A 25,355-nucleotide genomic window follows, 5' to 3' on the forward strand; every position below is an offset into this window, starting at 1 on the left:
CCGGGTCGTCAGGCCGGGAGAAGGGGACGGACCTACGCGTAGCCGCCGCCGCCTTTTCGTTCAGTCCCAGACGTCGGGGGCATTGGCGACCCGCAGCTTCGACGCCAGGGCGCCCAACGCAATCCGATGCACGATCTCGGACGGCGCGGTGCAAAGATCGCCGATGACGGTTACATCGAACTTTGCCGCGGCGTCCGACATGGCTGTGAACACGACGCAATTCTGTGTCATCATCCCGCAGACCAGAAGGTCGGTGGCCCCCTCCAGATGCCGGGCGAGATCCGTATCCTGAAACGCATCGGCGAACGTCTTGGTCACGACCGGGGCGTCGCCGACGGCCGCCAGGATTGCCGGACGAATGGAAACGCCATCCCCGCCGGCGGCGAACAGCCCGGTCTCTGCCTGCGATACATGACGGATCGCGATCACGCGATCGCCGGCCCGCCGGGCACGTCCGATTGCAGCGACGACACGTCCTTCGACCGCCTCTGCATCATGCAGCGGCAGGACGCCGCCCGGGAAATAGTCATTCTGAATATCGATGACGAGAAGCGCGCGGCTCATCTGGGGCCTCCTTTTGGGTCCGGTATTCGACCTACTATGCCGATCCGGCGGTTTGCAGTGGCCCGAAGGTCATGTTTCAATTATTTTGGGCCAATGCGCATCGCCGTCATCGCCTACAAGGGCATAAGCCCCTTCATGCTCTCCGTGCCGCTCGCGGTCTTTGGCGAGCCCTTTCTGGCCATGGACCACGAAGTGATGGTCTGCGCTGAAGAACGCCGCATCCCGACGACGACCGGCGGTGTCCTGATCGAAACAGATCATGGGCTCGATGCCACGGAAACGGCGGATATTGTCATTCTTCCTGGTTGGCGGGATGCGGAGGAGCCGGTTTCCGGACCGCTGCTGGAGCAGCTCCGTGCCGCTCATGGGCGGAGCGCCATCGTGATCGGCCTGTGTCTCGGGGCTTTTGGTCTGGCCGAAGCGGGCCTGTTGAACGGCCGGCGTGCGACGACCCACTGGGCGAAGGTCGGGGAATTTGCCGCGCGCTTTCCCGCCGTTCGGACCGATCCGCAGGCGATCTTCGTCGATGAAGGTCAGGTGCTGACCTCGGCGGGCATTGCCGCCGGGCTTGATTGTTGCCTGCATGTGCTTGCCCGGCTTTCCGGCGTGGCAACGGCCAATCGGGTGTCGCGCCAGCTTGTCGTTGCGCCGCAGCGCGCGGCCGACCAGCCGCAGTTGCTGGACCGTCCTGCGCCGGCCTCCTCGGCGGAACGCCGGGTCGCCGGTATCCTCGAACGGCTCTGGTCCGACCCGGTGACAAGTCCCTGCCTGGATGCTTTGGCGGCCCAGTCGGGTATGAGCCGCCGCAGCCTGACCCGGCACATCCGGGCGCGCACCGGTGGCAGCCTGGGGGGATGGATCCGTCGGGCGAGGGTCGCGCGGGCCCAGGACGCCCTGTTGCAAGGGTCCCGGGGGATTGAACGGATCGCCGCTCTGTCCGGCTTTCCCGACGCCCAATCGCTGCGCAGGGCGTTTCGGAGCGAACTGGGCATGACACCCGTGCAGTGGCTCAGCCGGCAACGATTGGGCTGAGCTGCCACCCGCCGGCAGGTGCCAGAACAGGTCCAGGAGCCGATCCGGGACGACGCGGCCACCTGTCATCCATATCGACCGAAGCGCCTGCCGCACCCAGCCCACGGCGGTAGTTCGGGCGAGGCGCTGCGAACGATCCTTGCCGAAAAGGAATAGGGTTACGCCGCCTATTTCGAAATGAAATTTCGTCCAATGTACCCTCGCGCGAAGGACAGAAGATTTACGTCGAGATTGTAAGATTTCAGATAATATTCAGCCGCCAAATCGCTCGAATCTGATAAATTGAAACTGTCTTCGGCAGTGCGAATGGACATTGCAGATCAATGGAAATGACCTTTATTTCGAGTGTCTGTAGAAAGCGGGCTGCACCATCACCTGAGATAAGATCCAAGCGTAGCGTTTTCGGATCTGGATTGAGGCAAAGATGTGCCGAACGCGTCCGGAGTGCATCGAGCCTTCATAGGTGCAATTGACGGGGAGGAGCCGCGTCGGGGTTTGCAGCGCCGGGCCAATTGGGCTGCTTCACAGGATCGATACTTGATCGCTTTGGCCGGCGGCCGGGGATGCCTTGGTGTTGGGGACGGGAACGGTCGCTTTGCCGTGACGGAGATTTAATTTCAGATGCGCGTTTTTTTTTGGAACGTGGAATCCGGAATGGCAGTGTGACGCATGGGAATTTGGAAAAGTCTGAATTTCGCCGCCGTCCGTGTACGCTACGTATCATAGGGTTTTGTGAGGGGAATTGAGAAATGGCGGCAAATCTTTCCTGGAGTGGTTTCAACTGGGCGACACCGCAGGCGAATTTCATCAGCCAGGATTTCGTTGTCAGTGCCACGCATATGAATCACGGCGACATCGGCGTGGACTACTCCGGCTTTATTGCCTGCCTTTCGCCTGATGCGGTTTGGGACATGTCAGACAGCTTTGTCTTGGTGTCAGGGCTTGTCGGTCTGACTCCCGGTGCGTCGTACCGGTCCAACGTAGACGAGGCTGCCCATTTGCAATCCGGGCCGTTGCCCGGTGACTACTACATGCTGGTCGTGGCCGACGCGGATAACTACATCGATGAGGAGGATCAGACCGACAACCTGTTGGCAATCGGGTTCACGATCCTGCCAACATCTGATCTGGTCCCGACGGCCCATGACTTTTTCGAAACGCCGCCCCTGTTCTTCCGCGGCGACGGGACCGAGACATTGTCCCTGACCGTCTCAGACGAGCCCGCGCCCGCCTACGTCCGGATCGGTGTGGATGGAACGTCTGCCGACTATGTGGTGGCGGGCTTATGCGCCAGGGGGATCAGGACGAAGGCCAGGCGGTGGTCTCCGGCGTTGGGAGAGACCTGTCCCTGACGGGCAACGCGTGGAAATACCTTACGGTCGATGCGCAGATCACGGCGGACACAGTCCTGTCCTTCGATTTCTCGAGTAGCGATCCGGGCGAGATCGCGGCCATCGGTTTCGATGCGGACAGCAGATTCAACGGAAGCGGAAGGGATTTCCCGCATTTCTTCCAACTGGGCGGAACCGAATTCCGCAAGAACATGGCGGCGCATCTGGACTATGCCGGCAACGGCGACACCCGTCATTTCGAGATCGCGGCAGGCACGTTCTTCCAGGGTGATTTTGCCAATCTTGCCATGGTACCTGACGACGATGCGGACGGCTCCGGCATGGTTCAGTTCTCGAATATCGAACTTCTGCGCGATCCGTTCTCGGTGAATGTGACCAGCCAGGGCGGGGCGGCCAACGACAAGGGGGCCGCTCGAGAATTCGTGGGAGGCGGGGGCTCGAACTGGCGTCCAATGCCCGGAAGGCGATCCTGGCAGGGCAGGATCTGGAGGTCGACGCCAATACCGTGCTGTCGGTCCGGTTCCGCAGCGATGCCGAGGGCGAAATACAAGGTATCGGCCTGGACTGTGACACCGGTCTCGACAATGACCTCTTCTTCCAGTTTGCCGGGACGCAACAGTGGGGGCACTCCGGCGGCGAATACGAGATCGGCAGTGGTTACAAGACATTTGAGATCGATGTCGGCAGCATCCATCAAGGCACGTTCGACCGGATCGTCCTGGGCATGGGGAGCGACGCACCGGGCGAAGTCGGGAACGCCTATTTCGCAGATATCGCCCTGACAGGTCTGGGCAAAAGCGATGACACACTGGTGATCCTCTAGCCGGGACCGACCCGGAAGGTGCTCCAGCTGCGCGTTCAGCGGAATCGCCGTGACGGGTGCGCATGGCTTGACCGCCAGCGCGGTGCCCTGTCGATCCCCGGGCGTCGGGGCCGGCCTACGACGGTCGGTGATCGGCCTGCTTGCCACACTGGACCGGAACGCCATCCTGACGCCCGCTGAAGTCGGCGAAGCGGCGACAGACCTCGTGCCGGACGCCGAAGCTGGTTGCGGCTGGTGAGCGGTCGAAGAGCTCCGCCCGGGCTGCGGTTGCCCGCACTTCCGCCGGATGCCGGAAATCGAGATCCAGCCGCATTGCCGGAAACCGCAAGGAACGGGTCGCCGAGCCTATGTCGAAACGGACAATCATCGCTTCGAAATGCCGCCCAGTCGGCCGAACCGGAGTACGATAATTGCAATCGCCATCGGCAACTCATCGCGCCATGTCTCTCTTGGAATGGTCCATGTTGCTGGCACTGGCCGGCGTTTGGGGCGGGTCATTTTTCTTCAATGCGATTGCCGTACGCGAGTTGCCTGTCTTCACGGTGGTGGTCTGCCGCGTCGCCCTGGCGGCAATGATCCTGCTGGCGATCATGCGTCTAAGCGGTCAGCGCCTGCCGCGCGGTCGGAGGATCTGGGGGGCGTTTTTTGCAATGGGGCTCCTGAACAACGCGATCCCCTTTACCCTCATCGTCTGGGGGCAGAAGGACATAGCATCCGGCGTCGCCTCGATCCTGAATGCATCGACCCCAATGTTCACGGTGATTTTCGCGCACTTTCTGACCGACGACGAACGCATGACAGGTGGCAAGGTCCTTGGGGTCCTGGTCGGTTTTGCCGGTGTCGCTGTCATGATCGGTCTGGACGCGTTGCGCGGCATTGGCGCCGGTCTTTTTGCTCAGTTTCTGTGCCTGGGGGGCGCCATCTCATATGCTTTGGCCGGCATCTATGGCCGACGGTTCCGTGATAGGGGTGTCAGCCCTATCGGAACGGCCACAGGTCAGGTCATGGCCTCCAGCCTGATCATGTTGCCGCTTGTCGCCGTCGTGGACCGCCCCTGGACCCTGCCGATGCCGAGCCCTGAAGCAATCGGCGCCGCCATAGGTGTTGCTGCGATTTCGACGGCATTGGCTTACGTGCTTTACTTTCGCATCCTCGCCACGGCCGGAGCAACGAACCTGTTGCTCGTGACCTTCCTCATCCCGGTCAGTGCAATTCTTCTGGGCACGGCATTCCTTGGAGAAACCATGCTGCCGCGCCATTTCGTCGGGATGGCTTTGATCTGTGCCGGCCTGGTCGCCATCGACGGCCGACTGATTTCGACCTGGAGCGGCACTGCACGCGGGGGAAGGGAAAGACCCTGAGCTCAGGACCCATTGATTTGGGTGGGCGTCCATGAGCCACGGCTTGAAAACGAGCGGTGAGCATGTCTGGTCTACTCCGGTCGAGCGACGCAAAGATGGCGCGTCCGAAACCCTGCTTGCCGAAGCCACACGGGAAGCCACGGGGCGTTGATCGGCGTGTCCTGAGAGGAATTGTCCTTATCAATCGCAATGGCTTGGGTCGGCGCGAGGCCCCAAGGAAATGCGGCCCTCACAAGACACGTCTCGGAACCGTTGCAAGATGTGTAGCGATAAAGGCGTCTTCGCCCGGATCATGATGGGTTTGGCCTTTATGCTGGACTCCGCATGATGCTGGACACCGCATGGCACGGACCTCTCCTGAGGAGGAAGGTGGAACGCAACCATGATCCGCCGAGCCGGTTTAACACGTCGCTCGACAGATGAAGAAATTGCCTCCCGACGATGATTGAATTTCGTGCAAGCGCTCGGTGCAGTCTGTCGGCCGTGCCGCAGCGGTGACCCATGCGGGCAGCATCCGATGCGCCCGGCCTGTTGCCGCGAATAGAAACAGCACCCTCCCGCCGCACTGTGGCCCTTCGCAACGGACATTCACGACGGAGGACCGGCGTCGGCCTCGCTGAATGTCCGGAAACAACTTTTCCACGATGAACTCCTCGATCCATGTGATATTTCAACAGCATGGACATTGTTCTCATCACGACCGTCATTGCCTCGCTTTTCCTCGTCATCGGGCTTGCGGAGCCGTTGGCTGCGCGGCTGCGGCTGCCCTTCAGCGTGATCCTGGCGGGCATCGGCATCCTGATCGGCGTCGGCGCGACCTTTTTCCTGCGGACCCAGCTGACCGACGCGCTGAACCCCGTGGCCGAAGCGATCCTGGGTTTGCCGATCCGGTCGAACGCGTTTCTCTATGTCTTCCTGCCGACACTGCTGTTCCAGGCCACGCTGGGGATGGACCTGCGCAGGATGCTCGACGATTGGGTGCCGATCCTGATGCTGGCCGTCGTGGCCGTGGTCGCGGCGACGCTTTTCGTGGGCTATGCGCTGTCGTGGGTCAGCACGCTTCCGCTTGCGGCCTGTCTGCTGATCGGCGCGATCATTTCCACGACCGATCCGTCCGCCGTGGTCTCGATCTTCCGGTCGATCTCGGCACCGCGCCGCCTGTCGCGGATCATCGAGGGCGAAAGCCTGCTGAACGACGCCGCCGCCATCGCGCTGTTCGGGCTGTTCATGGGCTTCGTCATGTTGGGCGTACCGGACCCCGAACTGGGTGACGCGCTGGCGCGCTTTCCCTTCCTGATCGTCGGCGGTGCCGTCACAGGCTGGCTGGCCGCGCGGATCGCGGTCTGGGTCATGGGTATGTTCGGCCGTCACGAACTGGCACAGATCTCGATCTCGGTGGCGCTGCCGTATCTCACCTATATCGGCGCGGAACAGAGCGTGGGCGCGTCCGGCGTCATCGCCGTCGTGGCAGCCGGTCTGACACTGAACCTCAGCGGTCCCGGGCGTCTGCCGCCGCAGACCTGGACCAACCTGCGCGAGCTGTGGGACGTCCTGGCGCACTGGGCTGGCGCGCTGATCTTCATCCTGGCGGCGCTGCTGGTGCCCCGGCTTCTGGAAGAGGTCCGGATCGAGGATTTCGTGCAGGTCGGCGTGGTGATCCTTGCTGCCATTGCCGCACGGGCCCTGATCCTTTTCATCATCCTGCCGTTGCTGGCCGCCTTGAAGCTGTCCCCCACGGTCGAACAGCCCTATCGGGTCGCGATCCTGTGGGGCGGGTTGCGCGGCGCCGTGACGCTGGCGCTGGCGCTGGCGGTCACCGAAAGCTTCCGCGTCCCGGACGGGGTTCAGCGCGTGGTCGGCATCCTTGCCACCGGCTTCACGCTGTTCACGCTGATCGTGCAGGGCACGACCCTGCGCTGGATCATCGGCAAACTGGGGCTGGACCGCCTGTCGCCGATCGACGAGGCACTGTCGCGACAGGTGGTCGCTGTGGCCCTGCAGCAGGTCCGGGAAGACCTGGCGCGCACCACAGAGAATTACGACCTTGGCCGCGATATCGTCCGGTCAGAAGCCAAGCGTTTCGGCGAAAGGCTGGAGGACGCCGTCAGGGCGGCCGAGGATAGTGCCGACATCCTGGACCGGGACCGGATCACCCTGGGCCTGATTGCGCTGGCCGGTCACGAACGCGACACGATCCTTGCCCGGGTGAGGGAGCGTACGATCTCTGCCCGGATGGCCGAGCAGGTGCTGTCGGATGCGGATCGCCTGATCGAGGGCGCGCGCTCGGGCGGACGAAACGGGTATAACCGCGCCGCACGCCGCAGCGTGGCCTACGGCCGCGCCTTCCGTGCGGCCGGGCGCCTGAATTTCCGGCTGCGCATGTCGCGACCGCTGGCGCGTATGACCGCGGCCCATTTCGAACTGCTGCTGTCGCAGCGGCTGGTCCTGCGCGATCTGGACGGTTTCATCACCGGACGCATCCGCCGTATTCACGGCAAGAGGGTCAGCGACCTGTTGTCGGAACTGCTGTCGCGCCGGATCGAGATGGTCGAAACCGCGCTGGAAGGGCTGAGGCTGCAGTATCCCGGCTATGCCGAGGAACTGGAGCGCCGCTTCATTCGCCGGACCGCTCTGCGTCTGGAAGAGCGTGAGTATTCGACGATGCGCGAAGATGGCCTGATCGGGGCCGAAGTCTACACCAAGCTGATGGAGGACCTCGACCTGCGCCGGGCGGCGGCCGAGGATCGCCCCAACCTGGATATCACGCTTCAAAGGATCGAACTGGTGCGCCAGCTTCCGCTTTTTGCCGGGCTGGAGGAACGTGACCTGAAACGTCTGAGCCGCGTGCTTCGGGCGCGTTATGCGAATGCCGGGGACGTCATCGTCCGCAGGGACGGCGTTGCGAAAAGCGTGTTCTTCATTGCGTCGGGGGCGGCAGAGGTGGAAACGGCCGGCCAGACCTGGCGCCTGGGGCGCGGTGAAATGTTCGGCCAGATGTCCATCCTGATGAAAAAGACGCTCAGGACGGAAGTGCGCGCGATTGCGCCGTCGATCCTTCTGGAACTGGACGAGGCACGGTTCCGCCGTTTGCTAGGCCGCAGCACCTCGATGCAGGACGCCGTCCGTGCGAGCGCGAAGAAACGCGGGATCGCACCGGAAGATCTGTTCGCCGACACCAATGCCGCCTGACGGGCAACTGCCGGATGCCGACGCGCGTCTGTTGGTGATGGAACACGACCTGGCTGCTGGGATCGCAGTCTCTGTCGGCGGCATCATGACTGGGCAGGTCTCGTGACCTGGCAGGCCAATCGCCAACGCGCAAGCGAACGCTTCGCCAAGTGTTTGACGTTTTAGGTGACCTAAGATCCGGCTCTCCTCCGAATGAACGGAGTGTCCGGCAGGTTGATTGCGCTGCTCCCCCAACTCTGGACCGCCGAACACCGGATTTTTCCGGCTGTCTTATGATGGCGGCTGGTGACGCCATCGGGACGATGCAGGGCTATCGGGACTTTTTATCCGATCGCGCGGTCGGGCCGGTCACGACCACCTCTTCATCGGAAGCACTCGCTCGGTGTTGCCCGACCGCGCAAGGATTTCGGTCAGAAGCGGGCCGGACAGTTTGGCCGGTGTGGTGTCGCCCAGCAGCTTGTTGCTGGAAAAGGCGTTTGAACCGGCCTGTTCGGCTTCGTGAATATCGCTCAGAAAATCCTGGACGACATTCCGGAAGGCGATCAGGGCAGAATCGGGCCATTGTCCCAGAGACTTGACCGCGACGGTCGGCTGGTCTTGCATCTGTGCCATAAGCTGGTCGAAATCGGGATCCGCCCGGTCGTCTGGCCCTTCAGCATTGATGGACCGCAGAAAGCTCCAAAGGACCCATTGCAGGCTGTCACTCACGGTTGCCTCTCCGCGTTTGATCATATCTCTTCTACTTGACTAGTTAAGGTCGTAACCCCCTGTTCGGGAACCGATCTTTCGTATAGGTCCTATAGCCAGAATTGCTGGAAGGTCGGCCTTTTGGGGCATGCGGCCAGGTCCATGGCAAAGGGTCGGCCACAGCCGCCGGCACACGCGCGGCTGTTTCAGTCGCCGAAATCGGACCGCCAGAAATCACACCACCCGGATCGCCGGAAGTGTCCTGGCAGGCTGCGGATGGCATGCGAAATGCTGGCGCGGTCATGACCGGACGAAACTTCGCAGAATCGTCACGGCGTCGTGTCCCCGAACCGTCTTGTCGAACGGTCCTGCTGAAATGCGGCCGGGCGCGGGGGGCGTTGCGGTGGTGGGCTGGGTTGCCGGCATCGGCGCCGTGCGGCGTGATGCAGCGGCAGCGGTTTATGAGATCGCGGAAAGTAGCGCGCGGCCGATCTGGAACCAGACGGCAACGCCCCCGATTACGCTGGGCAGAAGCCACCAGCCACTGGGCAGGGACAGGACTGCGGCTTCGCCACGGGTGTCGGATGCATCGGTGGAAAGCGCGGGACGCAGCCCGGCCATGATCGCAATCATCATTCCAATCCTCCTCCCCGACAACCGTCTGTCAGTGCGCTTGGGGTCCATCACCCCTGCTGTGGGATCGTTTATTACCCCGGATCTGTTTCCAAGACATTAATTCAAGCGGCGAATGCCCCTGTACGAAAGGATAGTTCCTTTGTCGAAAGAGCATAACCTTCCATGATGTTGGAGGAAACCTGAACGCGGCGCAAAATATCCTGTGAAAGGGCGGGTTTTCGTTGCGCGAATACAATTCAGGATGGAACTGACCCGGGCCGGAAGGGTGCCGGCCCGAATTGGACCGCAATCGCCTTTGGCTTCAGGGCTGGTGTGCGGCCGGGCTGTCCGCCTGCTCTTTCACCCGGCGCAGGACGAACAGCCGGATGGCCGAGGCCAGGCCGATGTCCAGCCCGCGTTCCTCGTCGATCCGGGCGGCCAGGGCGCTGACCGACACGCCGTCGGCGCGGGCGATGGCGCGGAATTCGTCCCAGAATGGGTCTTCCAGCGAAACCGAGGTGCGGTGCCCGCGAAGCGTCAAGGATCGTTTGCGGGGGCGGCCAGTCATCGGGGGATCAGTCGTCGTCGCGGCGGTGGGCATCAAGGCGGCGCTCTTCGCGCTCTGCCTCTGCCTTGTCGCGCGATTTCTCGGCCTTGGTGCGGCCGAACTTCACGGCGTTCTCGTCTGCGCGGGCCTTTCGATCGGCCCGCGCCTTTTCCTTTCGAAACCGGTTCAGATTGACCGGTTCGCTCATCCCTTGGGGCCGATCATGTCCTCGGGGCGGACGACACGGTCGAAGGTTTCGGCGTCCACGAAGCCAAGGGCAATCGCTTCTTCCTTCAGTGTGGTGCCGTTCTTGTGCGCCGTCTTCGCCACCTTGGTCGCGTTGTCATAGCCGATGGTCGGCGCCAGCGCGGTCACCAGCATCAGCGATTCACGCATCAGCTTGCCGATCCGGTCAACATTGGCTTCGGTCCCGTTCAGCATCCGCAGGGTGAAGCTGTCGGCGGCGTTGCCCAGCAGCGTCATCGACTGCAGCAGGTTGTAGGCCATCATCGGGTTGTAGACGTTCAGTTCGAAATGGCCCTGGCTGCCGGCGAAGGAGATCGCGGCGTCGTTGCCCAGGATATGGGCGCAGACCTGGGTCATGGCCTCGGCCTGGGTCGGGTTCACCTTGCCCGGCATGATCGAGGAGCCCGGTTCGTTTTCCGGCAGGATCAGTTCGCCCAGACCCGACCGGGGGCCGGAGCCCAGGAACCGCATGTCGTTGGCGATCTTGTAGCAGGCCATGGCGACAGTTTTCACAGCACCCGACATGAAGACCATGGCGTCATGGGCGGCCAGCGCCTCGAACTTGTTGGGGGCAGTGATGAAGGGCAGGCCCGTGATCTCGGCCATGTTGGCCGCGACGGTGGTGTCCCAGCCCACGGAGGTGTTCAGGCCGGTGCCGACGGCGGTGCCGCCCTGCGCCAGTTCCAGAACGCCCGGCAGCGCCAGCTTGATACGCTCGATCCCGTTGCGGATCTGCTTGGCATAGCCGGAAAACTCCTGACCGAGCGTCAGCGGCGTCGCATCCTGGGTGTGGGTCCGGCCGATCTTGATGATGTCCTTGAATTCTTCAGCCTTGGCTTCCAGCCCCGCGGCCAGCACTTCCAGTCCCGGCAGCAGCGTGTCGTGCACGGTGGTGGCCGCTGCGATGTGCATCGCGGTCGGGAAGGTATCGTTGGACGACTGACCCATATTGCAGTGGTCGTTCGGGTGGACCGGATCCTTGGACCCGATCACGCCACCCAGAATCTCGATCGCGCGGTTGGCGATGACCTCGTTGGCATTCATGTTCGACTGGGTGCCGGACCCGGTCTGCCAGACGACCAGCGGGAAGTTGTCGTCGAACTTGCCCTCGATCACCTCGGACGCGGCCTGGATGATCGCGTCGGCGATCTTGGGATCCATCTTGCCGCTGGCCTTGTTGGCCATGGCACAGGCTTTCTTGATGACCCCCAGCGCGCGGACGATGGCCACGGGCTGTTTTTCCCAGCCGATCGGGAAGTTCATCAGCGACCGTTGGGTCTGAGCGCCCCAGTACTTGTCGGCCGGAACTTCCAGCGGGCCAAAACTGTCGGTTTCGGTACGGGTTGCGGACATGGGCGCCTCCGTCGCGTGAAATGTCGGAAATGGATTGACAAGCCGTCTACCGGCCCACGCGGGGGGAGGCAATGGCACAGATGGCGCAGGGGCGTTGTGTACCGATGCAATCGTGTCGAGCGCACGTCTTGCTGGCGGCACAATATAGTCTAGATAGGATAGCGGGGCTGCCGCCGTCTCGGCCTGTCCGGACTGGCGGCTGGCCCAATGGCAAGGAGGCAGGCCGTGACCGAACGCAATCCGAAAGCTGGACCGCGACAGATGCTGGATCAGGGGCACCGCAGGGCCGCGGCCACCCGGGCCGTCGTATCGGACCGGCGCGCGATCCTTCTGGCGGCGGGCGTTTTTCTGATGATGGCCTGGTCGGCCATCGCCGCCCATGCCGCGACTATTTCGGATTTCTACGGCAGCTATTCGGGATCGGCCGAAGTGGTATCGACCGACGGCGAGGTTCATCAGCGCGACATGAGCGTGAAGATCTCGGGCTATCCGCAGGACAAGAACCGCAAGGATCAGTTCACGGTCGCCTGGACGTCGATCAGCTATTTCGACGACGGACGCAGCAAGGAAGCGTCCTATTCCATCGATTTCAACCGGACCGACCGGCCGGACGTCTTTGCTGCAGCGATGCAGAAGAACGTCTTCGGGCACGAGGTGCAGGCCGATCCGATGAAGGGACAGCCCTTCGTCTGGGCCCGGATCCAGGGCAACACGATGACCGTCTTCTCGCTGTTCGTGGGCGATGACGGCGGCTACGAGATCCAGCAATACGACCGTACCCTGACGGATCTGGGGCTGGACCTGGCCTTCAGCCGTGTCCGCAATGGCGAGATCCTGAGGACCATCAACACGATTCTTGTCAGGGACTGACCGCGACTACCAGGCGCGGGCGGGGCGTTTGATCCCGCTTGCGCGGCCAGGGGAAATCCGGCCATAGTCCTGATCGAGGGCAGGCGATGGCGTCGCCGCCGCCGTCTGGCGCGCCCTTCATGTCCGTCCTGAACGCCGGGATCCTGCCTTGCCACCGCCGGTGGCCCGGGCCGGTCCGGCCCCGGGATCCGGCGGCGGCTCCGTCAAGGAGCGCCTCTTTGAACCGTCCAGACTTCTACCGCTTTCACCAGGGCGACCGGATCCTGCCGTTCGAACCCGCCGAATACGATGCCCGCCTGTCCGGTCTGCGCCGGTCGATGGTGGCCGAGGGTGTCGGCGCCTGCGTCTTCACCTCGATGCAGAACATCGCCTACTATTCGGGCTTCCTTTATTGCAGCTTCGGACGGCCTTTCGGCCTGGTGGTGACCGCGACCGACAGCGTCACGATCAGCGCGGGCATCGATGCGGCCCAACCCTGGCGACGCTGCCATGGCGACAACATCACCTATACCGACTGGCAGAGGGACAATTTCTGGCGCGCGATCCTGTCGGTTGCGGGCGCGGGCAGGGTGGTAGGCTATGAAGGCGACCACCTGACGCTGGCGCAGAAGGGGCCGCTGGATTTCTTCCTAAAGCCTTCGGCGACAGTCGACATCGCCCCGGCCACGATGCGCCAGCGCATGTCGAAGTCCCAGGCCGAAATCGCGCTGATCCGCCATGGGGCGCAGGTCGCCGATATCGGCGGATATGCCATGCGGGACGCGATCCGCGAAGGCGCGCGGGAAATCGACGTGGCCATGGCCGGCCGCGACGCGATGGAGCTGGAGATCGCCAGGCGCTTTCCCGAAGGCGAATACCGCGACACCTGGGTCTGGTTCCAGTCGGGCATCAACACCGACGGCGCCCATAACCCGGTGACGGGCCGCATCCTGCAACGCGGGGACGTCCTGTCGCTGAACGCCTTTCCCATGATCTCGGGCTATTACACCGCACTGGAACGGACCCTGTTTCTGGGCGAGGTCGACGATGCCTCGCTGAAGATCTGGGAGGCGAATGTCGCAGCCCACGAATACGGAATGTCGCTGCTGAGGCCGGGCCGGTCCTGCGCCGAGGTGACAGAGGCCATCAACGCCTTCTTCGCCGACCGCGACCTGCTGCAGTACCGCACCTTCGGGTACGGACATTCCTTCGGGATCCTGTCCCACCACTACGGGCGCGAGGCCGGGTTGGAACTGCGCGAGGATATCGACACGGTGCTGGAGCCCGGCATGGTCATCTCGATGGAGCCGATGCTGACCATCCCCGAAGGCCGGCCCGGCGCGGGCGGCTACCGCGAACACGATATCCTGGTCATAACCGAGAACGGGAACGAGGATATCACCGGCTATCCCTATGGGCCGGGGTTCAACGTGGTGGGCTGACCTGGGTTTTTCGGCCGGGGGGGGCCGGTCGAGCCGGACAGCCTTCCTGTGGTTTTCGCGTTGGAACGGCCTAGATTGATGAACAAAGAGCACGAGAACATTCAGGTGGACGTCCAAGCCCATGCAAAGCCAAGCGAAATCCAGAATTGCAGTCGTCGGGTTCGGCCCCCGCGGCCTTGGCGCGCTGGAAGCGCTGGCAGCCCGGCTTCCGCATGCGTGGCACCCGCTGGCGGTAGAGATCTTCGAACCGTTCCCCGCGCGCGGCGCGGGCCCGAATTTCGACCCGGCGGAAAGCCCTTTCTGCCGGCTGAACATTCCCTTGCGCGATATAGACATCCGCCCGCCGGACATCGGGGCCTGCGGGTCCTTCGCCGACTGGCTGCCCGGTCCCGTGGACCCGGACGTCTTTCCGCCACGGACCGAAATCGGCCGCTACCTGGAAGCGCGGGTCAGGGATCTGTGCAAAGACAAGGCGCTGTCCCTGACATTCCATGCAGATCATGTGCTGGCGGCCGAACAGGTGGGCACGGGCTGGCGGATGAAGGCGGGCGACGCTTGGCATGGCCCCTATGACGAGGTTCTGCTGACGGTCGGCCAGCCGAAGGTTTCGCCCGACGATCAGCTGGCCGAATGGCAGGCCCATGCAGATGAAACGGGCGCCGCGCTGGCCGATGCCTATCCCGCCCGCGATCTGGCCCGGAGGACAGAGGACTGGACAGGCAAGACCGTCGCGATCCGCGGTCTGGCGCTGTCGGCCTTCGACGTGCTGCGCGTCCTGACCGAAGCGCAAGGCGGCCGGTTCGTGGATGGCGTCTATATCCCCTCGGGGCGCGAGCCTGCGCGCATCCTGCCGTTCTCGCTGGACGGACGACCGCCGTTCCCGAAGCCGGAAACGGAAGGGATCGACGCGCTGTTCGAACCGACAGAGGCAGAGACCGGGTGCTTTCAGGACCATATCGCCAGGGCCGCGGCGGCAGATCCGGGCACTGCGCGCGAGCTGATAGGCGCGGCCCTTTTGCCGGTCCTGGAACGGATCTGGAAAAAGGCCGGCGGCGCGGCCGACAAGGCGGCCATCGAGGACTGGCTGAGGACCGAATGGACCGACCCCGGCACGCAGGAAATCGGCGGACCGGAAAAGATCCTGCACGACGGGATCGCCATGGCCGAAGGGCGCGTGCCACCCGGCATCGGCTACACCGCAGGTCAGGTCTGGCGGAAATGGCAGGACTCGCTGCGGTCGGGCTTCAACCCCGCCGACACGGCGCCTGAAACGGCCGAACTGATCATCGGCTTCGACGAGGGGCTGAAGCGCTATTCCTACGGGCCGCCGGTGTCGTTCAGCCATGAACTGGCTGCGCTGATCCGGGCCGGGATCGTCGATCCGGGCCTGTCCGCAGATCCGGGGATCGAGCTGGTCTCCAACGGCTGGAAGCTGAGCGCGGACGGGCGCGAAGCCGTGGCCGAGGTGATGATCGACGCTGTCCTGCCGTCACCCGATCTGTCCATCGTGACCGATCCGCTGGTGACCGGTCTGGTGTCCGACGGTCGCCTGTCCCCGGTTGCGGACGGTATGGGCGCCCGGACAACAGCGGATGGCACCGTGCTGGGCACGGACGGCACGCAATCCCGGGGGCTGACCTTCCTGGGCCGTCTGGCGCTTGGAAGCGTGATCGCCGCCGATTCCCTCCAAGACTGTTTTGGCGCGGCGGCCTCTCGCTGGGCCCTCGGGGTAATCGCGCGGATCGGGGCGCCTCGGACCGGCGACCGATAGAAGTCCGCGGAACGCCGGTCCGTCGCGTGCCTGTCAGGCCATGCCGTTTAGGTCCGCGGGCAGTCTCTGGCCCTTTGAGGCGTCCAGCAGGGCAAGGTCATTCCAGATCGGTCTGAATCCAGCGTGGCGAATGGTGGATGTCGATGGTCTGCAGCCGCCCAGGCCCCAGGTTGATAAACTTGTGGGGCAGGCCCTTTGGGCCGAACACGACCTCTCCGGCGCTGGCTTCGATCACCTGGTCGCCGACGAAGAAGCGGGCGTTGCCCATCAGCACCACGAAGGTTTCGTCATAGGGATGGACGTGCAGCAGCGGCCCTTCGCCCGGCGTGTCGTTGCCATAGGCCAGCACCGTGGTTTCAGAGTTCAGGCCTTCGCCGTTCAGCGACCCGCGCCAGGCGGTCTCGACGCCGGGATCGAACAGCCGCTCCTTGGTCGCGGGGCGGTCGTCGGCCGTGACCGTGGACGGATCGAAATCGTGGCGCGCCATCTATTCCGACCCTTCGCGCAAGGTGTCGGCCACCAACGCATTCGCGTGGCCGTGGCCCATCCCGTGCTCCTGCTTTAGCCAGGTCACCAGCTCCATGTGCTTCATCGGCCCCTGCGCGCGGATCAACGCCTTCCATTCCGCGATCGGGCGCCCGTACTTGGCCTCGATCGACGGAAAATAGGACGCGGGTCCCTTCACCTTGTCGGTCATGATGTCCCCCCATGCATGCAGGGGCAGACACAACCCGGAACTGTCTGCGGCGTCAACATCGGACCTGCGTACCCAAGGGGGGTCGTAAACATTCAGGCGCGGATGCAGTTTTGCCGCTGACAGTATAGGTTAAACCGGGACTGCGACCCACTCTCGCGGTCCGACGCACGTATTCTTCAGAAAGCGAGGGGAAATTGAGCCCAGCTGCAGACGATCATGGCAGGTCCCTTGGTGCCGCCCTGGTGGACAGCATCGCGTCCCCGGAAGGTATCGATGCCTTGGCGGCTGTCGCCGATGCCGGTGTGGATGCGGTGGTCACTTCTGGTGCGTTGGACGGGGTTCCCATTCTAGGGATCGTCACCGGCCTAGTGCGCGCAGGACGGAGTATCGGGGACGAATTGTTCCTGAGAAAGACCGCCAGGTTCCTGGCCGGCATGTCCAGTACGACACCCAAGGCAAGGCGGCGCTTCGTCGAAGACTTAAAGGAAATGAAGCGAGTTCATGAGTTCGGCGAGACGGTCCTTCTGATTCTGGAACGGGCCGATGACACGAAGAAGCCGCTTATCGTTGGGCGCCTCATGGCCGCGCATGTCGAAGGCGGGCTGACTTATGATCAGGCCATGCGACTGGCCGCAATGGTCAACAGATGTTACATGCCCGATCTGCTTTATCTCTTGAAGTTTCAGCCCGGTCTTCAAGGAAAGATGGAGGAGATTGCCGATGCTCTTCATTTCGCGGGGTTGCTTCGGAAAGCCGGAAGCGATGAGGGCCACCCCAGCGACCCGGAATCTGGCGGCACACAGTACGAACTGAACCAGTACGCCAAGCTTTTGTTGAAGTACGGCTTGGACGAAAGTCGGTCCTAGAACGTGCGCGTAGCGTGGCGCGGGCAGGTAACCTGGATACCCAAGACGCAGAACGCCGCGCTTTGGTTTGCGCGGCGCAGCTTTTTTCGCCTGTCACGCCGGCCGCCTCACTGGTGCACCCTGCGGAACTCGAAGACCCGTGCCGGGGGCAGGTTGTTCCAGACCATGCCGCGGTGGCGGCAGGTGATGCCCAGTTCGGCCCGCATGTCTTCCGCGATGGGCGGCGTCGGGCTGTAGGTGATCTGGGTGAAGAACCCGTCCTTCGCCATGACTTTCAGGGCCGTGCCCACGACCTCGCGCTGGATCTTGGGGCGCGCCAGCACCGGAACCCCGGAAATCACGGCCGAGATATCGGTCAGGCCTAACTGGTCGATTTCCTGCGCAGGGCGGTTCAGGACGGTCACGCCCGGGAACTTCAGCCGCAGCGCCTCGCAGAAGCGTTCGTTGGTCTCCATCAGCGTCACCCGCTCCGGTGCCACGCCGCGGGCCAGGATCGCCTTTGTGAAGCTGCCGGTGCCCGGCCCGATCTCGACGATCGGCCCCGTCGTGGCCTCCAGCCCTTCGGTCATCTTTCGTGCCACGGCCGCCGAAGAGGGCGCAATCGCCACCACCTCGGTCGGCCGGCGGATCATCTCCCCCAGGAATACCGCAAAATCGTTTGCCATGTGCGCAGTCCCGCTCCAGTTCCGTCGACATGACCGGTTGCCGGTCGATCCTTGATCGACTGCCTGCAGCACATCCCGGCCGTGTCTTATTAACGTTAATCTTTCGGAAAACTGTCAACCGGGCGGACGGCAAGTCCCCGCCGGTCGTGGCCGGTTCATGGAGTTGTCACATGCAAAGCGCCGGAGACACAGGTCACCGGCGCTATTGTATCTGTCCTGGAAAGGTCTTTTATTTCCGGAACTTGTCCAGCGAAACGATTTCGGCATCGGCGCGGGGACGGTCGGGATCGGTCGAACCGTCACCGTTGCCTTCGCCATCCTGACGATCCGCCGACCGCAGCGGGCGTTCGGTCACCAGAACGTCTTCGTCATCATCTTCCTCGTCGTCCTCGGGCGCCTCGAAGCGCAGGCCGAATTCGACGGAGGGGTCCACGAAGGTCCGGATCGCGGTGTAGGGGATATAAAGCGGTTCGGGCATGTCGCCAAAGTTCAGCGTGATGGCAAAACCGTCTTCGCCGACGTCCAGATTGTCATACCAGTGCTGCAGGACCACCGTCATCTCGGCCGGATAGCGGTCGGCCAGGCGGTCGGCCATCTGGACCCCGGGATGGGTCGTGTCGAAGGTGATGAAGAAATGGTGTGCGCCCGGCAATCCTTCGGCTTCTACGCCTTCCAGGACGGTTCGGATGAGCCCGCGCATCGCCGCGTGCATCAGGTTGCCATAGTCGATTTCGCGCGCCATTCCTGCTTCCTTCGGGTTCCGCCGTTCCCCACGCCGACCCATGTCACCAGTTCCTGACTGGCAGAATAGGGGATTCGGGTGAAAACGAAAGGGGCTGCGCACGGGCGCGAATGTCAACGCCTTGCGTGGCAGCTCGGCACGTCCGGACCGGACTAGACGACGCCGAAAATCCAGCCCGCCAGCGCCCCCAAAACGGCGCCTGCGGCCAGCGTTTCCCCCAGGCTGCGGCCCAGCCGCAACATGGCCAGTGCAGCCAGCGCCGTCAGCGCCAGGGCCAGCGGCTGCAGGCCGGACCAGGCCGGCCAGGGCAGGGACAAGGGGCCCAGGTCCAACTGGCCGACCTGCGCGAACAGGACATGCAGTGCGAACCAGACCGACAGGTTCAGGATTACGCCCGCCACCGCGGCGGTGATCCCCTGCAGGGCGGCCGACAGGCGGGGGCGTTGGGCCAGCGCCTCGACATAGGGGCCTGCGACGAAGATCCACAGGAAGCAGGGCACAAACGTGGCCCAGAGTGCGACAGCCCCGGCCGCAAGCGCGAGGCCCGGGCCGCCCTGCAACTGGCCTGCCAGCATGGCCACGAACTGGGTCACCAGGATCAGCGGGCCCGGCGTGGTTTCGGCCAGCCCCAGCGCGTCGATCATCTGGACGGTGGAAATCCAGTGGAAATCGGTCACCACGGTCTGGGTCAGGTAGGCCAGCACGGCATAGGCGCCGCCGAACGTGACGACCGCCAGCCAGGCGAAGAACCAGCCAACCTGCGCCAGAAACCCGGCGCCTGTGGTCGTCAGCAGCACAAGCGGCAGCAACCACAGCGCGGCCCAGATCGCGGCGGTGCGGACCGTTCGGCCATGGGACATGTCCAGGGGAGGGGGGGCCGTGGCCGATGCCGACGCGCCGGCATAACCCCAGACGGCCGCGGCGGCGATGATCGCAGGGAAGGGCAGGTCGAACAGGAAGATCCCCAGAAAGGCCAGTCCCGCGATCCACCAGGCCCGGGGCGTTGTCAGCGCGCGGCCGGCCATCCTGCGCAGGGCCTGAAGCACGACGACGATGACCGTCGCCTTCACGCCCACGAAAGCCGCCTGCACCAGTGGGACCTGCCCGAACTGCACGTAAAGCGCGGCCAGAGCGGCGATCACGACCGCCCCTGGCAACACGAACAGAAGACCCGCGATCAGCCCACCCGGGGTGCCGCGCAGGCGCCAGCCGGCATAGGTCGCCAGCTGCATCGCCTCGGGCCCCGGCAGCAGCATGCAAAGGCTGAGCGCGCGCAGGAATCCCTGTTCGTCCAGCCAGGGGCGGCGTTCGACCAGTTCGCGGTGCATCAAGGCGATCTGGGCCGCGGGGCCGCCAAAGGACAAAAGGCCGATTCGGCCGAAGACGGCGACAAGGTCGGACAGGGTCGGGGGCCTGGATCCGGTGGGCGGCGGGGTCATCGGGGGTGCTCCGTCTGGGCGGTCTGCGCGGCTTCGGTCCCCGTCTAGCACCGCCCGGTCAGCCCGGGGGGCCGCTAGATCGTCGCGCAACCGCGTCCTGGCCGGGATGCAGAAAAAAATCCTTCCATTCCGCGGTTTTGCGCTGTTGCAAAACTGCGGAATAAATGTCCTATGACCTCTAAGGCGCATGGCGGAACCGCGTGGATCGCGATAAAGTTGTGCCGTTCATGCCGAGATTACGGCAGCACCAGGAGGAAGATCCCATGGCAATTCGTAAATTCGCAGCCGCATTGGTCGCAGGCGCCGTCTGCTTCGGCGCGCAGTCGGCTGTCGCTCAGGACAAGTACACCAGCTTCGGCACCACCCAGGGCTGGGAGGTCCTTCAGGACAACGCCACCAAGGAATGCGTTATGCTGAAGGACAGCAACGGCGTGGCCGTGCAGCTGGGCCTGGCCGCGAACGACCCGACCAAGGGCTATATCGGTGTCTTCACCAACCTCGAAGGCGAGCTGAAAAACGGCAAGACCAAGAAGATCCACCTGCTGCTGGACAACACCGACTATGAGTACAAGTCGGTCATCACCGAGGTCACCGAAGGCGTGCGCGCGGGCTATTACGGCGCGATGATGGCAATCGACAACCCGCAATTCGTCAACGACTTCGCAAACAAGGAAGTGCTGGTCGTCGATGTCGAGGGCGGCAACATCTTCGGCTTCTCGCTGTATGGCACCAAGTCGGCGATGAACATGTGGTCCGAATGCTCGGGCGTGAAGCTGAACATCGACTGATCCCGGGTTTCACCGGATTTCGGGTCGCCCGTTTCGGTATGGGCGACCCGTCTTTTTACGCCGCGGGAACGCTTCGATTTTCGTCGAAGCATTCCCGCGGCGTTTTCCTTTGACGGCCTGCGGGCACCCGGGTCGCCGGCGGTGCCGGACAGCGGGCTGAACCTGACGGCGGATGGGCGGCCGGAATCGTGGTCCCGGGCAGCCGCAGATCGGTCTGACGCGATGGCCTGGACCGGTCGGACTGGTGGACGCACATGGCGGGGCACTGTCCGCCGTGTTTCCGGGCCAGGTTCCCGACAGCGGCCGGGCGCTGTACGACGGGCAGGCCCATGGCATCCGCTTCACCAAGCGTAGCGAGGCCGCGTTCCCGACGTAGGACGTCCAGATCCAGAGTTGCAGCACGTGGCCTGACCGAGCTCCGAAGACCGGAGGCCACAGGATGAAAGCGGGGAGGAAAGTGCAGGCTTCTGTTGCCAGGCGCCTGCGAACCCCGCCTTACGCTGCTAGGCGCAAGGACTTGAGTTTCGGTATTGGTTACTGCTTACGCAGCAACGGCCACCGGAGCACGATTGTCATTGGCAATTATGCTTAGCGGACCGATAACGGTGGTACCCCGCCGGGACAAAGCTAACCCCTTTAGACGTTCGTCGATCCTGTTTCGGCCCCATGACCCGCAATGATCGGGTTTTTGGTGGAGCCGCCGGGTACCGCCCCCGGGTCCGATCCGCTTATTACGAGCGCGTTTATGTCCATAGTCCCGAAGGACAGAGACGAATATAGGCCCAAGGTCCGGCCTGTGCAATGGAGGATAGAAAGACTTCTGCACACCACCGTGCCGTGTTAACCACTCTACCAGGTGCGGAGTTGACGTTGTGTCAGTTGGAAGTCCGCTCCGACACGACAATCGGGAGGGGAGCCGGACCATGGCATTTTCGATCATCTCGGTGGATACGCACCGCACCTACAACGGCAAGATCGCAAACTACCACGAAGACGTTTACGTGCTGGGCGGCGTGGCCATCACGTCGTCGCAGGAAAACGGCATCTACGCCCGGGCGAACAACGAGATCGGCATCGACGGCACGGTGGTCGCAGCCAAGAACGCGATCTACCTGGCGCACCCGAGCGGGACCTATGCGCTGCGCTTCGGGGCCGAGGCGATCGTACGCGGAGACAGTGGGGTCGACGGCCTGTCCCGTTTCCTGACCTTGCAGAATGCGGGCGAAATCTGGGGCGCCGAACACGGCGTGGACGTGCGGAGCGTCAGCGCGAAGGTTTCGAACGAGGGCAGCATCCATGGCGAAACCGGGGTGCGCATCGCGTCCAGTTTCCTGTCCTTCTGGAACGGCGGCACGATCGACGGAACCAGTACCGGCCTGTCCGTTTCCGGCAACAACGTGACAGTGATCAACGACGGCGCGATCTCGGGCCTGCAGGCGGTGCTGTTCAACGGTCTGGTGGCCAATTTCGAGGCGCGGTTCATCAATAACGGCACGGTCAGCGGGACCCGGCAGTTTGGCCCGAATGCGCCTGTCGATGCCGACACGGCGACCGTCGTCGGCACTGGCCACGCGTCGATGGTCAACCGGGGCATCGTTGACGGCAATGTCCTGTTCTCGGAATTCGGCAACACGCTGAAGAACCTGGGCGGGTCGATCAGTGGCAATATCGACATGGGGCTCGGCGACGACACGGTGATCAACCGTGGCGATATCGACGGCAATGTCGTCCTGGGGGGCGGTACAAATTCCTTCGTCAACCGGGGCGGCACGGTTTCGGGCGTGGTCGTCGGCGGAAACAGCAGCGATTTCTACCAGATCGACAGCGACGGCATCGTGATCCAGGAGGCGCTGAACGCCAAGGGCATCGATGTCCTGGTCAGCACCGTGTCGATCCAGATGGCCAACGGGATCGAGATCCTGTCGCTGGGCGGTGCCCGCGACATCGATGGAACCGGCACCGTCCACAACGACATGATCGGCGGCAACGAAGGCGACAACGTCCTGAAGGGGCGCGCAGGCGGCGACCGGCTGAACGGGCTGGAAGGCGACGATATCCTGCGGGGCAACCGGGGCGCAGACATCATGGATGGCGGCGACGACGACGACATTCTGATCGGCGGGCGCGGCGTCGACACGATGACGGGCGGCCTGGGCGACGACATCCTGATCGGCGGCAACGGGCGCGATTTCCTGAGGGGGGATACCGTCGCCGAAGGCGGCGGCGCCGATGTCTTCGTCTATCGTGGGGTCAAGGACAGCACGGTCCTTGAATATGACGTCATCCGCGATTTCGAGGTTGGGCAGGACAAGATCGACCTGGGCCGCCTGACCGGCAACCCAATCGAGATGAGCACGACCGACAGCTTCGTGCCCTATGGCTATCCCAGCTTCTTCATCCGCACCGTGGGCGGCGACAACCGCGTCCTGATCGATGTGAACGGCGATGCCTCGGCCGACATGCGCATCGACGTGGCAGGAGTCACGGACCTGGGCGAGACTGACTTCCTGTTCTGACCGGATACGCGGCATCGGTCGGGCCCGTGCCCGGCCGCAATCCAAATGCAATCCGACCGGGCGGTGGCGCGTCGGTACAACGCCCGCGGAGGCAGCGTGAACGAACGCGGGTTCGCGCGGAGCGCCGCGCATGTTAACCATTCGATAACCAATCTTTCCAACCTTGCCCTGATGCGGGTCAGATGGGTTTTGCAAGTCACGAGGACATCGCTATGACCACGACCGCCATTTTCAACTCCAGCGCCACTGCCGGCACCAACACCCTGGTCACCCAAGGGAACGACCTGTTCGTTGCCGACAGCGCGACGCTGGTTTCGACGGGCGCGATTGGTGTCTATGGCGAAGGCAACAACTTCCTGACGATCCAGGGATCGGTTCACGGAGAGGGTGCCGGCGTCTGGCTGGAGAATGCGGCAGCGGTGACGACCCGCATTCATCTGGGGCCCGAAGCCACGCTCAGCGGGATCTACGGCCTTCGTGCGGTGAACATCAACCTGCAGATGACCAATTTGGGGGACATCTTCGGCACGACCAATGGGGTCAGATTCTTCGGGGACCAGCTGGATGCGATGAATTCCGGCACGATTTCGGGCACGCGGGGGATGTCGATCAGCGGCACCCATGTCCGGATCCAGAACAGCGGCGACATCGTCGGCCAGGACTATGGCGTGCTGGCGATCGTCACCTCCTTCCACGCTGTCAACAGCGGCAACGTCAGCGGCACCGTGGGGCTGTATGTCGCGGTCGCCAGCCCGTCGGAAACGTCCCTGATCGTCAACACGGGTACCATTTCCACAACCGATACCTATGCCGTCGTCTTTGCCGGGTCCGGCACTGTCGTGAACCACGGCATGATCGACGGACAGATTTCGGGATCGGCGCTGGAAAACATCGTTCGGAACACCGGCACCATCAGCGAACAGATCGACATGGGCGGCGATGGCGACAAGGTCGTGAACAAGGGCATCATCGACGGCGACATCGAGCTCGGCCTGGGCGCCGATACCTTCATCAGCCGTGGCGGCGACGTGACCGGGACGATCTATGGCGGTAATGGCGACGATACCTTTGTCATCGACAACGACGAGTTGGTCATTAGCGAGAGCGCAGGCGCCGACACCGGGACCGACACGCTGCGCAGTTCGGTCAGCATCGACATGGCCGACAATATCGAGATCCTGAAACTGACCGGGTCCCGCAACATCGACGGGACCGGCACGGGCGCGGCCGATGTGATGACCGGGAATTCCGGCGACAACGTGCTGCGCGGCCGGGCCGGGTACGACACGCTGGACGGACGCGATGGCGACGACGTCCTGCGTGGTCAGAAGGGTGACGATACCATCGACGGGGAAGAAGGCGACGACAGGCTGATCGGAAATGCCGGCAACGACATCCTGACGGGTGGCGCGGGCGATGACATCCTGATCGGCGGCGTCGGCAAGGACAGGATGTTCGGCGACGGCACCGGGGCCGGCGACGCAGGTGTCGACGTCTTCGTCTTCCGCGGCGTGCGCGACAGCACCGTGGGCGCATCCGACCGGATCCTGGATTACCAGGTGCAGCACGACAAGATCGACCTGTCGATGCTGACGGATGATACGCTGACAATGACCCGGAACAGCTTTCTGGGCGGGAAAGAGGCCAGCTTCTTCACCCTTGGCGTGACGAACGGCAGCCGGGTGATGATCGACGTCGATGGCGACGGCGCCGCCGACATGCGCATCGACCTGATCAATGCCAAGGGTCTTCAGATCTCGGACTTCATCCTTTAACCCGACGCCACCGGGGCGCGACCGCAAGGGACGTTG

General features: G+C 63.5%; 24 protein-coding genes, 1 other RNA gene and 1 pseudogene. 14 read left to right on the plus strand and 12 right to left on the minus strand.

Annotation, left to right across the window (positions count from 1 at the left end; all coding sequences use genetic code 11):
- Positions 1–60: 60 nt before the first annotated feature.
- On the minus strand, positions 61–564 hold the full coding sequence (locus tag FQK05_RS15165) for an isochorismatase family protein (RefSeq protein WP_158968279.1): 504 nt from the start codon (positions 562–564) through the stop codon (positions 61–63).
- Positions 565–657: 93 nt separating this feature from the next.
- On the opposite strand from FQK05_RS15165, the gene FQK05_RS15170 reads away from it, so the two are divergent.
- The 6 genes and pseudogenes from FQK05_RS15170 to FQK05_RS15195 all read left to right on the plus strand — a co-directional run bounded on the left by FQK05_RS15170 (position 658) and on the right by FQK05_RS15195 (position 8,321).
- Positions 658–1,596: a GlxA family transcriptional regulator gene (locus tag FQK05_RS15170; RefSeq protein ID WP_158968281.1), complete on the plus strand. Its 939-nt coding sequence runs from the start codon at positions 658–660 to the stop codon at positions 1,594–1,596.
- Positions 1,597–2,345: 749 nt separating this feature from the next.
- Positions 2,346–2,948 (plus strand): CARDB domain-containing protein, encoded by a 603-nt coding sequence (locus tag FQK05_RS15175; protein ID WP_158968283.1) that lies wholly within the window; start codon positions 2,346–2,348, stop codon positions 2,946–2,948.
- Positions 2,882–3,730 (plus strand): hypothetical protein, encoded by an 849-nt coding sequence (locus FQK05_RS15180; RefSeq protein ID WP_158968285.1) that lies wholly within the window; start codon positions 2,882–2,884, stop codon positions 3,728–3,730. The genes FQK05_RS15175 and FQK05_RS15180 overlap by 67 nt, the downstream gene beginning before the upstream one ends.
- A 502-nt stretch (positions 3,731–4,232) precedes the next feature.
- Positions 4,233–5,132, plus strand: a complete 900-nt coding sequence (locus tag FQK05_RS15190) for a DMT family transporter (RefSeq protein ID WP_233270523.1) — start codon at positions 4,233–4,235, stop codon at positions 5,130–5,132.
- Between the two features lie 62 nt (positions 5,133–5,194).
- Positions 5,195–5,439: pseudogene (locus tag FQK05_RS26145) on the plus strand (transposase); the annotation flags it as partial.
- Positions 5,440–5,810: 371 nt separating this feature from the next.
- Positions 5,811–8,321 (plus strand): cation:proton antiporter, encoded by a 2,511-nt coding sequence (locus FQK05_RS15195; RefSeq protein WP_158968291.1) that lies wholly within the window; start codon positions 5,811–5,813, stop codon positions 8,319–8,321.
- 348 nt (positions 8,322–8,669) lie between these two features.
- Here FQK05_RS15195 and FQK05_RS15200 read toward each other — a convergent pair whose 3' ends face one another.
- The 5 genes from FQK05_RS15200 to fumC form a co-directional block, all read right to left on the minus strand.
- Positions 8,670–9,029 (minus strand): hypothetical protein, encoded by a 360-nt coding sequence (locus tag FQK05_RS15200; protein WP_158968293.1) that lies wholly within the window; start codon positions 9,027–9,029, stop codon positions 8,670–8,672.
- Between the two features lie 438 nt (positions 9,030–9,467).
- A complete protein-coding gene (locus FQK05_RS15205; RefSeq protein ID WP_158968295.1) occupies positions 9,468–9,644 on the minus strand; it encodes a hypothetical protein in 177 nt (58 codons plus the stop codon).
- 301 nt (positions 9,645–9,945) lie between these two features.
- Positions 9,946–10,191 (minus strand): ribbon-helix-helix domain-containing protein, encoded by a 246-nt coding sequence (locus FQK05_RS15210; protein WP_158968297.1) that lies wholly within the window; start codon positions 10,189–10,191, stop codon positions 9,946–9,948.
- Between the two features lie 7 nt (positions 10,192–10,198).
- A complete protein-coding gene (locus tag FQK05_RS15215) occupies positions 10,199–10,378 on the minus strand; it encodes a DUF4169 family protein (protein WP_158968299.1) in 180 nt (59 codons plus the stop codon).
- Entirely contained in the window at positions 10,375–11,769 is a 1,395-nt protein-coding gene (gene fumC / locus FQK05_RS15220) for a class II fumarate hydratase (protein WP_158968301.1), read from the minus strand. Before fumC ends, FQK05_RS15215 begins: the two co-directional genes overlap by 4 nt.
- A 225-nt stretch (positions 11,770–11,994) precedes the next feature.
- Between fumC and FQK05_RS15225 the strand changes: the two genes are divergently transcribed.
- The 3 genes from FQK05_RS15225 (at position 11,995) to FQK05_RS15235 (ending at position 15,831) form a co-directional block, all read left to right on the plus strand.
- A complete protein-coding gene (locus FQK05_RS15225) occupies positions 11,995–12,639 on the plus strand; it encodes a hypothetical protein (protein ID WP_233270524.1) in 645 nt (214 codons plus the stop codon).
- Between the two features lie 218 nt (positions 12,640–12,857).
- Complete coding sequence (locus FQK05_RS15230; protein ID WP_158968303.1) at positions 12,858–14,060, plus strand: M24 family metallopeptidase; 1,203 nt, start codon at positions 12,858–12,860, stop codon at positions 14,058–14,060.
- Positions 14,061–14,181: 121 nt separating this feature from the next.
- The gene (locus tag FQK05_RS15235) at positions 14,182–15,831 is read left to right on the plus strand and encodes an FAD/NAD(P)-binding protein (protein WP_158968305.1); all 1,650 of its coding nucleotides are present in this window, start codon (positions 14,182–14,184) and stop codon (positions 15,829–15,831) included.
- 97 nt (positions 15,832–15,928) lie between these two features.
- On the opposite strand, the gene FQK05_RS15240 is transcribed toward FQK05_RS15235, so the two are convergent.
- The gene (locus FQK05_RS15240; protein ID WP_158968307.1) at positions 15,929–16,318 is read right to left on the minus strand and encodes a cupin domain-containing protein; all 390 of its coding nucleotides are present in this window, start codon (positions 16,316–16,318) and stop codon (positions 15,929–15,931) included.
- On the minus strand, positions 16,319–16,528 hold the full coding sequence (locus FQK05_RS15245) for a DUF4287 domain-containing protein (RefSeq protein ID WP_158968309.1): 210 nt from the start codon (positions 16,526–16,528) through the stop codon (positions 16,319–16,321).
- A gap of 242 nt (positions 16,529–16,770) precedes the next feature.
- Here FQK05_RS15245 and FQK05_RS15250 point away from each other — a divergent pair, with 242 nt between their 5' ends.
- A complete protein-coding gene (locus FQK05_RS15250; protein ID WP_233270525.1) occupies positions 16,771–17,394 on the plus strand; it encodes a hypothetical protein in 624 nt (207 codons plus the stop codon).
- Positions 17,395–17,501: 107 nt separating this feature from the next.
- On the opposite strand, the gene FQK05_RS15255 is transcribed toward FQK05_RS15250, so the two are convergent.
- From FQK05_RS15255 to chrA, 3 genes are all read right to left on the minus strand, one after another.
- Entirely contained in the window at positions 17,502–18,059 is a 558-nt protein-coding gene (locus FQK05_RS15255; protein ID WP_158968313.1) for a class I SAM-dependent methyltransferase, read from the minus strand.
- Positions 18,060–18,288: 229 nt separating this feature from the next.
- Positions 18,289–18,801 (minus strand): SspB family protein, encoded by a 513-nt coding sequence (locus FQK05_RS15260; RefSeq protein WP_158968315.1) that lies wholly within the window; start codon positions 18,799–18,801, stop codon positions 18,289–18,291.
- A 152-nt stretch (positions 18,802–18,953) separates the two neighbouring features.
- On the minus strand, positions 18,954–20,240 hold the full coding sequence (chrA, locus tag FQK05_RS15265; RefSeq protein WP_158968317.1) for a chromate efflux transporter: 1,287 nt from the start codon (positions 20,238–20,240) through the stop codon (positions 18,954–18,956).
- 263 nt (positions 20,241–20,503) lie between these two features.
- Between chrA and FQK05_RS15270 the strand changes: the two genes are divergently transcribed.
- Both FQK05_RS15270 and FQK05_RS26390 read left to right on the plus strand, forming a co-directional pair.
- A complete protein-coding gene (locus FQK05_RS15270) occupies positions 20,504–21,028 on the plus strand; it encodes a hypothetical protein (RefSeq protein WP_158968319.1) in 525 nt (174 codons plus the stop codon).
- Between the two features lie 244 nt (positions 21,029–21,272).
- A complete protein-coding gene (locus FQK05_RS26390) occupies positions 21,273–21,404 on the plus strand; it encodes a hypothetical protein (RefSeq protein WP_267902370.1) in 132 nt (43 codons plus the stop codon).
- Between the two features lie 80 nt (positions 21,405–21,484).
- Here the strand turns inward: FQK05_RS26390 and ssrA are convergent.
- Positions 21,485–21,834: a transfer-messenger RNA gene (gene ssrA / locus FQK05_RS15275) on the minus strand.
- A gap of 117 nt (positions 21,835–21,951) precedes the next feature.
- On the opposite strand from ssrA, the gene FQK05_RS15280 reads away from it, so the two are divergent.
- The gene (locus FQK05_RS15280) at positions 21,952–23,544 is read left to right on the plus strand and encodes a calcium-binding protein (RefSeq protein ID WP_158968321.1); all 1,593 of its coding nucleotides are present in this window, start codon (positions 21,952–21,954) and stop codon (positions 23,542–23,544) included.
- Positions 23,545–23,756: 212 nt separating this feature from the next.
- Positions 23,757–25,319, plus strand: coding sequence for a calcium-binding protein (locus FQK05_RS15285; protein WP_158968323.1), 1,563 nt, complete (start codon positions 23,757–23,759; stop codon positions 25,317–25,319).
- The last annotated feature ends 36 nt before the right edge of the window (positions 25,320–25,355 follow it).

It is taken from the genome of Chachezhania sediminis, assembly GCF_009765275.1.
GTDB lineage: Bacteria > Pseudomonadota > Alphaproteobacteria > Rhodobacterales > Rhodobacteraceae > Chachezhania > Chachezhania sediminis.